At 48.3% G+C, this 13,365-nt stretch carries 12 protein-coding genes; 1 reads left to right on the forward strand and 11 read right to left on the reverse strand.

The features are described 5' to 3' along the window. The 11 genes from V3S16_RS09495 to mraZ all read right to left on the reverse strand — a co-directional run. Positions 1–499, reverse strand: a 499-nt coding sequence (locus tag V3S16_RS09495) for an isocitrate/isopropylmalate family dehydrogenase (protein ID WP_413884444.1), incomplete at its 3' end; no start/stop codon positions are given. Positions 500–773: 274 nt separating this feature from the next. Then, the gene (gene murG, locus V3S16_RS09500; protein WP_413884445.1) at positions 774–1,925 is read right to left on the reverse strand and encodes an undecaprenyldiphospho-muramoylpentapeptide beta-N-acetylglucosaminyltransferase; all 1,152 of its coding nucleotides are present in this window, start codon (positions 1,923–1,925) and stop codon (positions 774–776) included. A gap of 19 nt (positions 1,926–1,944) precedes the next feature. Next, a complete protein-coding gene (gene ftsW / locus V3S16_RS09505; RefSeq protein WP_413884446.1) occupies positions 1,945–3,087 on the reverse strand; it encodes a putative lipid II flippase FtsW in 1,143 nt (380 codons plus the stop codon). A gap of 196 nt (positions 3,088–3,283) precedes the next feature. Next, a complete protein-coding gene (gene murD, locus V3S16_RS09510; RefSeq protein ID WP_413884447.1) occupies positions 3,284–4,690 on the reverse strand; it encodes a UDP-N-acetylmuramoyl-L-alanine--D-glutamate ligase in 1,407 nt (468 codons plus the stop codon). Between the two features lie 135 nt (positions 4,691–4,825). Continuing rightward, positions 4,826–5,905: a phospho-N-acetylmuramoyl-pentapeptide-transferase gene (gene mraY, locus V3S16_RS09515; protein WP_413884448.1), complete on the reverse strand. Its 1,080-nt coding sequence runs from the start codon at positions 5,903–5,905 to the stop codon at positions 4,826–4,828. Between the two features lie 57 nt (positions 5,906–5,962). Beyond that, a complete protein-coding gene (locus V3S16_RS09520) occupies positions 5,963–7,378 on the reverse strand; it encodes a UDP-N-acetylmuramoyl-tripeptide--D-alanyl-D-alanine ligase (RefSeq protein ID WP_413884449.1) in 1,416 nt (471 codons plus the stop codon). 5 nt (positions 7,379–7,383) lie between these two features. Further along, positions 7,384–8,967, reverse strand: coding sequence for a UDP-N-acetylmuramoyl-L-alanyl-D-glutamate--2,6-diaminopimelate ligase (locus V3S16_RS09525; protein ID WP_413884450.1), 1,584 nt, complete (start codon positions 8,965–8,967; stop codon positions 7,384–7,386). Positions 8,968–8,969: 2 nt separating this feature from the next. Continuing rightward, complete coding sequence (locus V3S16_RS09530) at positions 8,970–10,700, reverse strand: peptidoglycan D,D-transpeptidase FtsI family protein (RefSeq protein WP_413884451.1); 1,731 nt, start codon at positions 10,698–10,700, stop codon at positions 8,970–8,972. Further along, positions 10,697–10,996 carry a hypothetical protein gene (locus tag V3S16_RS09535; RefSeq protein WP_413884452.1) on the reverse strand — a complete coding sequence of 100 codons (300 nt, stop codon included), beginning with the start codon at positions 10,994–10,996 and terminating at the stop codon, positions 10,697–10,699. Before V3S16_RS09535 ends, V3S16_RS09530 begins: the two co-directional genes overlap by 4 nt. Before the next feature lies 1 nt (position 10,997). Beyond that, complete coding sequence (gene rsmH, locus V3S16_RS09540) at positions 10,998–11,933, reverse strand: 16S rRNA (cytosine(1402)-N(4))-methyltransferase RsmH (RefSeq protein WP_413884453.1); 936 nt, start codon at positions 11,931–11,933, stop codon at positions 10,998–11,000. Positions 11,934–11,937: 4 nt separating this feature from the next. Further along, on the reverse strand, positions 11,938–12,384 hold the full coding sequence (mraZ, locus tag V3S16_RS09545; protein WP_413884454.1) for a division/cell wall cluster transcriptional repressor MraZ: 447 nt from the start codon (positions 12,382–12,384) through the stop codon (positions 11,938–11,940). Between the two features lie 373 nt (positions 12,385–12,757). Between mraZ and V3S16_RS09550 the strand changes: the two genes are divergently transcribed. After that, complete coding sequence (locus V3S16_RS09550; protein WP_413884455.1) at positions 12,758–13,225, forward strand: cyclic nucleotide-binding domain-containing protein; 468 nt, start codon at positions 12,758–12,760, stop codon at positions 13,223–13,225. The last annotated feature ends 140 nt before the right edge of the window (positions 13,226–13,365 follow it).

Raw genomic sequence — 13,365 nt, forward strand, 5'->3', positions numbered from 1 at the left:
TCCGGTCGACACCTTTGCGAGTGAAAATCGTCTCCTGCACAACGGTCTCAGCTTCAGTCCCGGAATAGATTCGTCCGCCAATCTCAGAATACTCGCCCTCGTTGTTTTCTCGCACAACCAGAAAATCTATGTCCGCGGGTCCTCTCCCTCGCAAGGGTGAAACCATACCCTTCAACATGCGTACGGGACGCAAGATTACGTACTGCTGCATTTGCCGGCGGATGGGTATCAGCAGTCCCCACAGGGAGATGTGATCGGGTACGCCGGGAAACCCGACGGCGCCAAGGAAGATTGCGTCATTTTTACGAAGTTGGTCAATTCCATCCTCGGGCATCATGCGGCCGGCTCGTTTGTAGTTTTCGCAGTTCCACGGAAACGTATCCCATCTGAATTTAATATCGAAACGCCGCCCGGCCGCTTCGAGTACGCGGATGCCTTCCGGAACCACCTCTTTACCGATCCCGTCGCCGGGAAGCACCGCGATCCTGTAACTGGTCATTGGACTGCCCCCTTTTTTTTATTCTTTTGTTTGTTATTTGTTTTTTCGGTCATTGGAATTTATTTGTTATTTGTATTTTGTTATTTGGGATTTCCCCTTTTGGTCATTGTTATTTGTTTGATATTTGATATTTGTTATTTGGAATTTAATTTGCTCCATTTGAGATAGGTGCACCCCTATGGGGTGAAATCAAAGCCTGGTCCTCTTGGCTAGAATTCTTTACTTATCCTTCACCTAAAACCAATAACAGATAACAAATAACGGATAACAACTATTAGAACCTTGACTCAATTAGGTTGTAACACTTGTCCACAATCATTGCGGCCGCATGCGGCCGTCCAAAATCCTTTGCCCGGGCGGCCATTTGACTTAGGGCTTCCGGGTTTGATGCAAAATATTCGATTTTATCGGCCAGGACTCTGCCGCTAAGATCTTTCTCCAGAATCATTTCGGCAGCGGCGGCGTTTGTAAGGGTGCGTGCATTCAGAACCTGGTGATTATCGGCCGCAAAAGGAAACGGAATAAACACAACCCCCTTTCCAATAGCTGTAATTTCCGCCACCGTGGTGGCACCGGCCCGGCATATCACCAGATCGGCTTGCTGATATTGCCGGGCCATATCAACAAAAAAGGCTTGTACCTTGCCGGCAATACCACAGCGCTGATAGGCGGTTTTAACCATGGTTTCATCTTGAACTCCGGTTTGGTGGATGAAAAAAAACGCGTCTTTTTCCCGGATGTATTCCGCAGTTTCCATAACCGCCAGGTTTATACCGCGGGCTCCCTGACTTCCGCCGATGATCAGTATCGTAAAGGGCCGCTGTTTACCGAAGCTTGCAACCGTGCTTACTTTTTGGTTCCCGTTGCGCTGTAATATTTCCTTACGTACGGGATTACCGGTAAGGTGGACTTTACGCCCATTTAGTTCTAAGGGCGTATTCTCAAAAGAAATAAATATCCGATCGGCAAGACGCGACAGTATCCGGTTAGTAATGCCCATAAGAATATTCTGCTCATGCAGGGCGATGCGAATGCCCAGAAGCCATGCACCCGTGACCAGAGGTCCGGCCGCATAGCCGCCGACACCGATGACCAGATCAGGTTTGAAACGTTTAAGGATCATAATCGATTCAAAAATGCCCTTGGGGATTTTCGCGATCGACAAGGCCTGCTTTGCCGTTCCCCGTCCTTTGATTCCTGCTGCTGTTATCTTTGCATGCTTGAAACCCAACTCAGACAGAATTGAGGTTTCAAAAGGTTTGCCGGTGCCGACGAACAAGACATTGCTATTTGGATTCCGGGCCATGAATTCCTGTGCAATGGCAATGCCAGGGAAAAGATGCCCGCCGGTGCCGCCGCCGGCAATAATGATGCGCAACGCCTGCGGCGTTTTGTGTAGCTTTTTTTTTTCAACAAATGGCACCATAAAATTTTCTCAGCATTCTTCATGCAATATTCGGGTCAGGTTTTAATGCTGCAATGTTCATCAGTATCCCAATGGACGCCATGTTCACCAAAAGGGATGTTCCGCCGTAACTTAAAAAGGGGAGGGCCAGCCCTTTGGTCGGGAGAAGTCCAAGGGTGACTCCCATATTAACGCAAACTTGCAGACCGATTGCCGTTGTCATCCCCATGGCTAAAAGTGCTCCAAAAGAGTCTTCGGTATTTCTGGCAATCCAGACGCCGCGCCAGAATATAAGGACATAAAGGCCCAGGATAAGAAGAACGCCCAAGAGGCCGAGTTCCTCTCCGATGACTGAGAAGATAAAATCAGTGTGGGGCTCAGGAAGATAGAACAGTTTCTGATAACCCTTGCCGATGCCTGTGCCCCAGGCTCCTCCGGTGCCGAATGCCATCAGCGAATGGATGATCTGATAACCTTCATTTGAAGGATGCTGCCAGGGGTCCATAAAACTGAGGAGGCGTTTAAATCGATACTCGGCACTGGCCATAAAAAAGTAAATAACGGGCAGCAGGGCCGCAAATGATAATAGCAGATGCCTGAGACTGCCACCGCCTACAAAAAGCATGATCCAGGTAATAGCGCCCAAAATCAGTACAGAGCCAAAGTCAGGCTGGATAAAAATCAGAGCGGCTAAAATCCCGAGTACCAGAATGTGGGGAAGAAAACCGACATAGAAATCGTTGAGTTTATCCTTCTTTTTATCCAGGGAGTAGGCCAGGTAAACTATCAGGGCAAAACGGGCGAATTCCGAGGGTTGAAATGTAAAGCCGCCGAAACGCAGCCACCTGGCCGAGCCTCCGACAGAATGTCCGAATTTTGTAAACTTGATCGCAGCCAAAAGGGTGATTGCCATGATCATAAAGGGGTATGTCAAAGAGCGGAAAAGCCGCGTAGGAATCCGTCTGCAAATTATCAGGACTACAATTCCCAGCAGGGCGAAGTAGGCTTGCTTTTTTAAAAAGTAGTAGCCGGTTCCATACTTTTTCAGTGCCAGGGCCGAACTGGCGCTGTAGACCATTACAATTCCGATTCCAACCAGAAAAAGCACAGGGAACAGGAGCTTGACATCATAGCCCGAGTTTCGTAGAGCAGCATTTTGCATCTTATGTTGGTTGCCGGTCATAAGTTCGGTTCTTCTCTTAGTTTCTAATTTAAAAGCAACTATTCAGCCACTAAAGCGCAAAGGCAGTCTCGAGTGAACAGTAATAAGTGGGCAGTGATCAGTAAGGGAAAACTGATAACCGATAACTGATTACTGACATTTGTGCCTTGGTGCCTTTGTGGCAAAATACCTGAGCAGTAATTTTTTTTAGCATTGTTTATGAAATATCCGATCCTAATTCTTGCAGCTGTTTAACCGCCGCGCAGAAAGCTTTTCCCCGCTGGGCATAGCTGCTGTACATGTCAAAACTGGCACAGCCCGGAGCAAGGAGCACAACATCGCCGGGACGGGCGGCTTGATATGCCAAAAGGACTGCGTCTTCCATCCCGTCTGCGGTTTGTGTTGCCTGCCGACATACGTCGCCAAGGGCAGATTTCACTTTTTCTTTTGCTTCTCCCATTACAATCAGTTTTTTTGTGTGCTTATGGACCAGTTCTTTGAGAGACCCGAATTTTCCTCCCTTATCGCGACCCCCCATGATAAGAACCACCGGACTGCTAAAGGCTTCCAGTGCTCTGGCCACAGCATCAACGTTGGTAGCCTTGGAGTCGTTGAAAAAGCGGACGCCGCTGACAGTGGTGATAAATTCGAGCCGATGAGAGAGCCCCTGAAAATTGTTCAGGGTAGACTGAATGGCTTCTAAGCTGCCACCAACGGCCAGTGCTGCCAGGGAAGCGGCGGCAGCATTTTCAAGATTGTGCCGGCCGGCAAGTTTGTAACCGGAAAGCTCAATCGACCCTGTTTGCTTTCCTTGTGATTGCAAACCAATGAAGGCAGCGTTGGACGAACCGTTCCAATTTATGGTTGCGCTGTTTAGGGCGGCAGTATTGTTGTCTTGGCGGTGATAAAAGGTCATTTTTTCGGCTTTGATGTTTTGGCTGATGGAACGTATCAGCGGATCTGAGCCGTTGATTACGGCGGTATCGTCTGCTTGCTGGTTTTCGAAGATCCGGCACTTGGACTTGATGTAGGCCTCAAAATCAGGGTATCGATCCATATGATCTTCGGTAATATTTAAAAGCACACTAACTTTCGGCCGGAAAGTTTCGATGGTGTCGAGTTGAAAGCTGCTGATTTCAGCTATTACGATTTCGGCTTTTGTTTTTTGGTCGACATAGTCGATTAAAGGGTTGCCGATATTGCCTCCCACGAAAGTTTTAAAGCCTGAATTGTCGAGCATTTTCCCGAGCAGGGTAGTGGTGGTAGTCTTGCCGTTGGTCCCGGATACGGCGATTACAGGCTCACGGATGAATCTGGAAGCAAGCTCGATCTCTCCTATTACCGGCACTCCTTTGCTGCGGGCCCGCAAAATCTGAGGGATGGTATGGGGCACGCCGGGGCTGATAACAATAAGATGGGCGCGTTCAAAGGTTTCAGTTTCATGCCGGCCCAGCTCCAGGTCGACACCCATTGCAAGGGCTTCTTGAGCATGGTCGGCCAAATCTTTGGCAGGGGCAATATCAGTAACGGTTACCGACGCTCCTTGGTTTATTGCAAAGCGCGCTGTTGCAATCCCCGAGGTGCCGAGGCCGACGATGAGAATATTTTTATTTGCAAGATCCATGTTTTACGAATTTGTTCTACTTAGCCCTAATTCACCGGTTATTAAATTTTGCGATCTAATACAATGTTGGAAGTCCTGTTGCGGGTTAAGAAATTTTGCTATCTACACTCGCAACCCGCAACCCGCAACTCGCAGCTATCGTAGTTTCAGCGTGCTCATAGAGAGCAGCGCCAATGCAATTGCAATAATCCAGAACCGGACAATAATTTTGGGTTCCGGCCATCCTTTCAATTCAAAATGGTGGTGCAGCGGGGCCATTCTAAATATTCTGCGGCCGTTTGTGACTTTGAAAAAACCGACCTGAAAAATTACAGAGAGAGTCTCAATAACAAAAAGCCCACCGACCAACGCCAGCAGAATTTCCTGCTTGGTGATGACAGCTACGGTCCCTAAGGCCGCACCCAGTGAAAGGGAGCCGACATCGCCCATAAAAATCTGTGCCGGATACGTGTTGAACCATAAAAATCCAAGGCCGGCGCCGGCCAGTGTTCCGCAGAAAACGGCTATTTCTCCGCTTCCGACAACGTAATTGATTTGCAAATAGTCGGCAATTTTGATGTGCCCGGCGACATAGGCAAAGACCATATAAGTTGTTGCAGCTATGATAAAAGGTCCGATGGCAAGGCCGTCGAGCCCGTCGGTCAGGTTGACCGCATTTGATGTGGCGATAATTACAAAAGCGGCAAAAAATATATATCCGTATCCAAGATTCGGTGAAACTTTTTTTAAAAACGGTATGGTGACGCGCGCTGAAAAGTCCGGCGACATGTAAATCAGCATACCGGTAACCAACGCCAGAATAATTTGCAGCAGGAATTTATTGCGAACGTTTAGTCCTTTGTTTTGTTTTTTGATTTGCATGAGATAATCATCAACGAAACCGATGCCGCCGTAACCAACGGTGGCCAGCAGCACAATCCAGACGTAATGATTGGTTAAATTCGTCCAAAGGAGTGTCGATACGATAATTGAGAAGATGATCAGCGTGCCGCCCATGGTTGGAGTTCCGGCTTTTGTATGGTGGGTTTCCGGACCGTCTTCTCTGATATACTGCCCCACTTGCAGCTGGCTGAGTTTTCGAATCACCCAGGGACCCATAAAAAAACAGATCAAAAAAGCAGTAAGACTGGCATAGATCGTACGGAAAGTAATGTACCGAAATACATTAAAGATCGATATGGTGGTATGCAGCGGATATAGTAGGTGATACAGCATCGTTTGTCGTCTCGAAGCTCCTTATCGAAGACAAATTGTTATTAGTAAAATGATACCCTAATCGTTGGCCCAGTTCAAAAGTTTTTCAACGACTTTTTCCATGGCCATTGACCGGCTGCCCTTTACCAGAACCCAGTCGCCGGGACCCAGCCACTCGGCAAGGTTTGTAACAATGTAATCCTTGGAACCGATTATAATATTGCCCGAATCCATATCTTCATCCCGGGCTCCTGCGGCCACCGCTTCAGCGAATTTACCGGTTGCATAAATCCTCGAGATCCCCGACCGTGCACTAAGAGCGCCTATCTTGACGTGCAGCGATTCCGAATGCTCCCCAAGTTCGAGCATATCGCCGGTGACAAGAACACTGCGGTTGTCTCCTTTTAACGACCGCAGCGTCTGAATGGCGGCTGACATAGAGCCTGGATTAGCATTATACGTGTCGTCGATGATGTTGATTGCTTTCCTTGTTTGCAACAGGTTCAGCCGGCCTTTAAGCGGCTGAAAACTTTCGAGTGCGGTTTTGATTTTAGCGGCACTCGCTCCCAGCAAGTGACCGACCGTTGCTGCGGCCAAAGCGTTTGAGACCATGAAACTTCCGGGAGTTGCCAGCTCGATAGTAATGCTTTCCGATGGCAGCAGCAGGGTGAAAGAAAGTCCCAGTTCCTTTTCCCGGATCGAGCGGCCTCTGATTTGGCCCTTTTTTGACAAACCGAACAGAACAACGTTGGCCGGCGTTTTGTCCGCCAACTGCATTAGTTTCGGATCGTCGGCATTGAGTGCTGCGGTGCCGTCCGGCCTGATATTATTCAGAAGTTCACCCTTGGCCTCCATGACGGCATCTATGGATCCCAGTCCTTCCAGGTGCGCAGGAGCGATATTGGTGATAAGACCGATTTGGGGCGAACAGATTGCACCCAGACGTTCGATTTCTCCGGGCCTGTTCATAGCGAGTTCCACAACCGCCCACTGATGATGCGGATTGAGATTCAGCAATGTCAGGGGCAGTCCGATCTCATTGTTCAGATTGCCGCTGGTCGTCAGCGTAGGGAAGCATTGGGCAACAACGGCGGCGGTCATCGTACGGGTGGTGGTTTTGCCGTTTGAGCCGGTGATGGCGACCACCGAAACGTTTGAGCGTTTTCGTTGAAAAGCAGCCAGATCACCCAGTGCTTTGACTGTGTCGGGTACCGTGATACAGACAACCCCTTTTTCCCGGCACATCCTGCCGGGCAGCGCATCGGCGTGGTCTTTGCTGATGACAAAGCCCGCAATTTCACCATCGATAACGTCGCCGCAAAAATTGTGGCCGTCATGAACATCACCTTTGATGGCCACAAAGAGCTTATCCGGGGCGATCCTGCGCGAATCGATGGAGACGCCCGCGAAAACCTTGTTGATGTCTCCGCACAACAGATTTCCCTCTGTTGCTTCAAGGATTTCAGCAGTGGTCCAAGGTATTGGTTTTGTCATCAGCCTTAAGGTCCTTTGCCCAGAGAATCTGTTTGATGCTCTGCCTGAGACATCCGGGCCAGGGCTGAAAGTGCTGCCCGGGCCTCTGCGCGGTCGTCAAATGGAACAATGCTCTCTTTGATGATTTGACAGGTTTCATCGCCTTTGCCGGCGATCAGGACGGTATCGCCCGGGCGCGATGCCAGCACCGCCAGCCGGATGGCTTTTTTACGATCCGGTTCGACAACATAGCCTCTTTGTTGAAAGCCGGCTGCCAGATCCGAAGAGGTATATTGGTGTACGGCGGCCTTTTTAGTCCCTTCAAGGATCTGGTCGATGATTTTTCGGGGTGGTTCTGTGCGCGGGTTATCGTTTGTGATCACGCTAAGGTCACAGAGCCTGCTTGCAATTGCACCCATCTGAGGGCGTTTGGCACGGTCGCGGTTGCCGCCGCAGCCGAAGACACAGATGATTTTGCCGGACGCCAGCTTTTTTAAGACAGAGAGCACATTATCGAGAGCATCAGGGGTATGGGCGTAATCGACATATACAAAGCGTTCAATATCATTGGCAATACTTTCAAGACGTCCCGGAATCCCGGCAACCTCTTCCAGGCCGGCTTTAATAGTGTCCAGGGAGAGATTCAACGCAATACCTGCTCCGGTTGCACAAAGGATGTTTTCCAGATTATAGCGCCCTACAAGGGATGATTTGAGTTCAAACGTGCCGCCGGGCGTTGCAATGCGGCCTTTCATACCGGCCAGGTCGTATTCGATATTGTGAGGCCGGATGTTGCTGCCGGCAGCAGTACCGACGGAAAGCACCGCAGATGGGCCCGCTCTTTCTGAAAACAGGCTTAAGAGTTCCTGGCCTTTTTCATCATTGTGATTAAGTACAGCCGATCCCCGGTTTTTTTTAGGGCCTGAATTTAAGATTTCAGTAAACATTCTTTTTTTACACTGCCAGTAAGATTCCATGTCGCCGTGATAATCGAGATGGTCCTGGGTTAAATTAGTAAATACAGCGACATCGAAACGGCAATGATCAACCCTGTGAAGATCGATGGCATGTGAAGTAACTTCCATGACAACATGGGTGACGCCGTCTTTGAGCATATCTGCCAGAATCCTCTGGAGATCCAGAGATTCGGGGGTTGTCATGGGGCTGCTGAAGGTCTTGCCGGAATATCGATAATTCAAAGTGCCGATGACCCCGACTTTAAAACCGGTTTGCTGCAGGATGCGTTCAACCAAAAATGCTGTTGTTGTTTTGCCGTTTGTACCGGTTATTCCGATCATGGTTAAGTTTTGCGACGGACTGGCGTAAAACCGGTCAGAGACGTCCGCAAGGGCCTTGCGGCTGTTTTCAACCTCGATGATAACCGATTCTTTACTAACGGGTTTCTGGGTAATGATTGCCAGGGCTCCTCGGGCCACAGCCTCGTCAATAAAGTCGTGGCCGTCTGCTGCAAGGCCCTCTATGGCTACAAAAAGACCGCCGGACCGAACATTCTGCGCCCGGTAATGAATCGAGCCTATTTCGGGACGGACACCACCGGGATCTGTAATCCTAAGCGGCGTGATGGCTTCGAGCAAACTTGAAAGATTCATCTTCAGGCCTCGTTTTCCAGAGAAGCAGTTAATTTATCGGTTTTGTTTTCGGGCGGTATGCCCATGTAATTGAGCGTCTTATGGGCGATTTTCCTGAATGCCGGTGCCGCAACAACACCGCCGTAATACTTTTCCCGAGGTTCGTCGATGACAACCAGAATTGCCACTTCGGGCTTTTCGGCAGGTGCGAATCCGACAAACGAGGCCATGTATTTTCCTTTGGCATACTCACCGTTCTCGTCTATTTTTTGGGCTGTACCGGTTTTACCACCGGCCGAATATCCCTCCAGGGCGGCCTTGATGCCGGTACCGCCTTTGGCAATTACGGTCTGCATGATGCGGGCGATGGCGCTGGCTGTTGTTGCCGAAACGGCCCTTCTAATCGTTTGGGGACCGAAGGTTGCTATCAGTCCGCCGTTGCGGTCCGTTACGGCCTGGACAATGTACGGCTTCATGAGAATCCCGCCGTTGGCAATGGCGGACACGGCCGTAATTAGCTGCAGGGCGGAGACGGAAATGCCCTGGCCAAAGGCTATGGTTCCGGTATCAATCTTGCTCCAACGGCTATAATGTGCCAGGCTGCCGGTTGTTTCGCCCGGGCCGTCTATTCCGGTCTTTGTACCGAAACCAAAATCTTTCAGTATTTTGTAAAGCGATTCGGGCCCTGTAATTTCACTCAATTTGACGGCACCAATATTGCTTGAATACTTAACGATTTGCGCCAGGGTCAACCATTCGTATGGGTGCGTGTCGTGGACGACGTCTTTTCCGATTTTGTAAGCGCCGTTTTCGCAGTAAAAAATGCTGTTCGGGGTGCTGCTTCCGGATTCCAGGGCCGCCGCCGCACTGAAGATCTTCATGGTGGAACCCGGCTCAAACGGATCGGTGATTGAGCGGTTCCTCCAATCTTCTCGGCTGAAACCGCTAAACGCATTAGGATTGAAAAGAGGATAATGCGCAACGGCCAGCAGCGCCCCTGTTTCAGGAACCATTACGATTACAATTCCGGACCTGGCTGCAAATTTATTGACGGTCTCTTCAAGGGTTTTTTCGGCAATGTATTGGATGGTCCGGTCAAGAGTGAGGATGAGATTATTCCCGCTATAATTCGGCAGCTGATTATCTTCTGCTTCAAAACCCCGGCCGAGGGCATCCTTGATAATCGTAAAACTGCCGGATGCGCCTTGCAGATAATTGTCGTAGTAGAATTCGATGCCTTCCAGGCCTTTGTCATCGATATTTGTAAATCCAAGTACTTGGGCTGCCAGCGTTTTGTTGGGATAGAAGCGTTTGTGTTCGGAGATGAAATCTATCCCGGCAATATTAAGGTCACGGGCGGAGAGGGCTTCTTTAGGGGTGACGCGACGTTTAATCCAAACAAACTTTTTTTCAGATGAAAGTTTGTGCTGAAGCATTTTTAGATCAATTTTCAACACCTTGGCTAAAGATTTGGCAGCAGCCCGGATATCATCAATGCGCGGAGGATATGCTACGATAGATGTTATATCGATACTGACGGCCATTTCGGCAAGGTGGGTATCATAGATAGTTCCGCGTTTTCCGGTTGATTTGAAAGACCTTTCATATTGGTCGGCAGCTTTTTGAGAGAGGTGCGGGCCATGGAAAATTTGCAGATAAACAGCTTTGGCGCCAATTGCCGTGAAAAAAAGGCTAAAGAATATACCTATGATGATTGTACGCGAATTTATATGTTTGGTTTCAGTCGATTTCATGGGATTATTATCATCTGTTCCGATGTAGGCATTTTCAAGCCAAACCGGGTTTTTGCAATTTCAGCAATCCTGGCAGGAGATTTCAGGCTGGCCAGTTCGAGGTTCAAGTTGTTCTGCAAAGCAACAAGCTCTTTTTGGCGGTTGGCAGCCTTTGAAATTTCATATCCGATTCCCACACATTGGACCCGGCTCCAGGTATAAAGGAAAAGCTCCGAAATAAAGAAAAACATGAGAACTATCCAGATTCCGGTTTCCTTAAGCTTACGCGGCTTTTTTCGGCTTTTTCGGCTCATCACGCTATATCTTCTCGGCGGCTCTTAATTTTGTGCTCCTTGCCATGGGATTTTTGTCAATTTCATTCTCTGTCGGACGCACCACTTTTTTTGTTAAAGAGCGCAAGACTCTTTTTTGATTGCAAATACACTTAGGAAAATTCGGCGGACACACGCAGACCTTTTCCAGGGCTTTTATGCGATGTTTGACAATGCGGTCCTCCAGGGAGTGAAAAGATAAAACACAGAGGCGGCCTTTAGGGTTTAAAATGGCTGCAACATTTTCCATGAACAAATCGAGCATTTCAAGCTCCCTGTTGACAGCGATTCTAAGCGCCATGAACACTCTGGTGGCGGGATGTATTTTTTGGCTCAGCGCCGGCTTGGGAATCGCTTCACGTACTATTTGGGCCAGATGCGCGCTCGATTTTATGGCACAGAGCTCTCTTTGGTTGACAATCTTTTTGGCAATCTGCGCGGCCCAACGTTCCTCTCCGTATGTGTAAAAAATTTTTTTAAGCTCTTTTTCCTCCAGCCGGTTTATTAAATCTTCAGCAGTTGTTTTTGATGTTACGTCCATCCGCATGTCGAGGGGCTCATCTTTGTGAAAACTGAACCCTCTGCCACTTGCTTTGAGCTGATGCAGTGATATGCCCAGGTCGAGAAGAATGCCGTCCACGGCTGCAATCTTCAAGTGTTGAAGAATATCAGGAAGATTTATAAAATTATCATGGAAGAGGTGCACGCTTACGTCAGCCGATTTTAGCACTTTTTTTGCATTCCAAATGGCATCTTTGTCTTGATCTATACCGATCAGAACACCGCCGGGGATAATTTTTTCCAAAATTCTGCGGGCATGTCCCGCACCCCCTAAAGTACAGTCTGCATAGATTTTCCCCGGCCTGCAACCCAGATAGAAAGCCACTTCCTTCGGCATTACCGGAATGTGTTCCAACGACATAGAATCAGAGTCCTAATTTTGCGATTTCGTTTCTGACCTCCTCCTTTTTCATGTCCTTTTCCATATGCAGGTTTTCTTTTTCCCACTTTTCGCGGGACCAGATTTCAAAATGATCAAGCACGCCGACGAGAATAATTTCCCGACTAAGATCTGCATATTGCCTCAACATGGGCGGAATCAGGATGCGGCCTTGTTTATCGCACGGACATTCAAAAGCTCCACCTATGAAAACCCTTCGAAACCGGCGCATGTTGTCGCTTTTTTCGGCCAGAGACAATATTCGAGTTTCGATTTTACGCCATTCCGTATGTGTATAACCCACCAGTCCGCTGTCCATCCTGGATATCATTACACCGTTGTTGTCATCGGCTTTAATGATTTCGCGAAACCTGGCCGGAACGATGATGCGTCCTTTTGAATCAATGGTATGGGAGGAGCTTCCTCTAAACATTTTTCACCATGTTTATCCACTTTAATCCACTTTATTTGAATAAAAGTACATTTTTTGATAAATGTCAAGAAAAAAACAACCATAGGCCAAATTTTTCATAATAATTCACAAATGTTAAAACTTAAAAAAGCAAGATAAGTTTAAGTGGAGTATAGTGGAGTAATTAAATGAGGGGTCAACCTCTGAACCTTTGAACATTGAACCTTTGAACCTAACTTTTTGATATGTCGGGATCCGGGCTTATCCTCGATGTGCAAGAATCGGTGCGGTTCGAGTAAAAAATCGTTTGACAAACAGGCAGTTTACGGTATGTAAATAGAGGGCGCTTTCTCTTCACTAACCCGAATATCCAGGATAGCTGCCAAGGAGTGGAATGATGAAAGACACCATTACGGATCTGCTGATTAAGATTCCAATGTTTGCCGGCCTTGATGCGGACGAGTTGCCAATCATTGAAAAACACATCAAGCTTTTTGAGATCGAGCAGGGTGAAACTCTTTTTACAGAAGGCGACCGAGGCGAATATGTCTGTTTTGTGGTCGATGGAAGACTGGAAGTAACCAAAAAGACGATTACCGGAGAAAATTTTGTATTGAATACCCTGGCCAGAGGTCAGTCGGTCGGTGAAATGTCTATAATTGATAAAAGACCGCGGTCAGCTACAGTCAGGGCCAAAACCAAAGCGACCCTGTTCACCCTGGAAGGCAATGATTTTGAAGTGATTATGAAAGAATACTCCGTAATAGGCATGAAAGTTCTCAAAGGGCTGGCGTTGTTGTTGAGTAAAAAGCTGCGTCAAACATCAAGCCGGCTTGTAAGCTATATGGCAACGGCAGGCTAAGGGTTCGCGCAAAAATAACTTCGCAGAATTGGCGCTCAGATTTGGTTCAGGTTTGGCTGATCCGAGAGAGCAAAACCACAGGAATAGCTGGCTATTTCGCGGATTTTGCGAGTGAGGTATCAGCCAAAGATGGGCTGAAG

This window comes from Candidatus Desulfatibia sp. (genome assembly GCF_036446775.1).
In the GTDB taxonomy this organism is placed as follows: domain Bacteria; phylum Desulfobacterota; class Desulfobacteria; order Desulfobacterales; family UBA11574; genus Desulfatibia_A.

Bases quoted from the DNA above. Each gene is read 5' to 3' on its own strand.
- mraZ (WP_413884454.1), bottom strand. From the start codon at position 12,384: ATGTTTAGAGGAAGCTCCTCCCATACCATTGATTCAAAAGGACGCATC.
- murG (WP_413884445.1), bottom strand. From the start codon at position 1,925: ATGGTGCCATTTGTTGAAAAAAAAAAGCTACACAAAACGCCGCAGGCG.
- V3S16_RS09525 (WP_413884450.1), bottom strand. From the start codon at position 8,967: ATGAATCTTTCAAGTTTGCTCGAAGCCATCACGCCGCTTAGGATTACA.
- V3S16_RS09550 (WP_413884455.1), top strand. From the start codon at position 12,758: ATGATGAAAGACACCATTACGGATCTGCTGATTAAGATTCCAATGTTT.
- rsmH (WP_413884453.1), bottom strand. From the start codon at position 11,933: ATGTCGTTGGAACACATTCCGGTAATGCCGAAGGAAGTGGCTTTCTAT.
- murD (WP_413884447.1), bottom strand. From the start codon at position 4,690: ATGGATCTTGCAAATAAAAATATTCTCATCGTCGGCCTCGGCACCTCG.
- mraY (WP_413884448.1), bottom strand. From the start codon at position 5,905: ATGCTGTATCACCTACTATATCCGCTGCATACCACCATATCGATCTTT.
- V3S16_RS09520 (WP_413884449.1), bottom strand. From the start codon at position 7,378: ATGACAAAACCAATACCTTGGACCACTGCTGAAATCCTTGAAGCAACA.
- ftsW (WP_413884446.1), bottom strand. From the start codon at position 3,087: ATGACCGGCAACCAACATAAGATGCAAAATGCTGCTCTACGAAACTCG.
- V3S16_RS09530 (WP_413884451.1), bottom strand. From the start codon at position 10,700: ATGAAATCGACTGAAACCAAACATATAAATTCGCGTACAATCATCATA.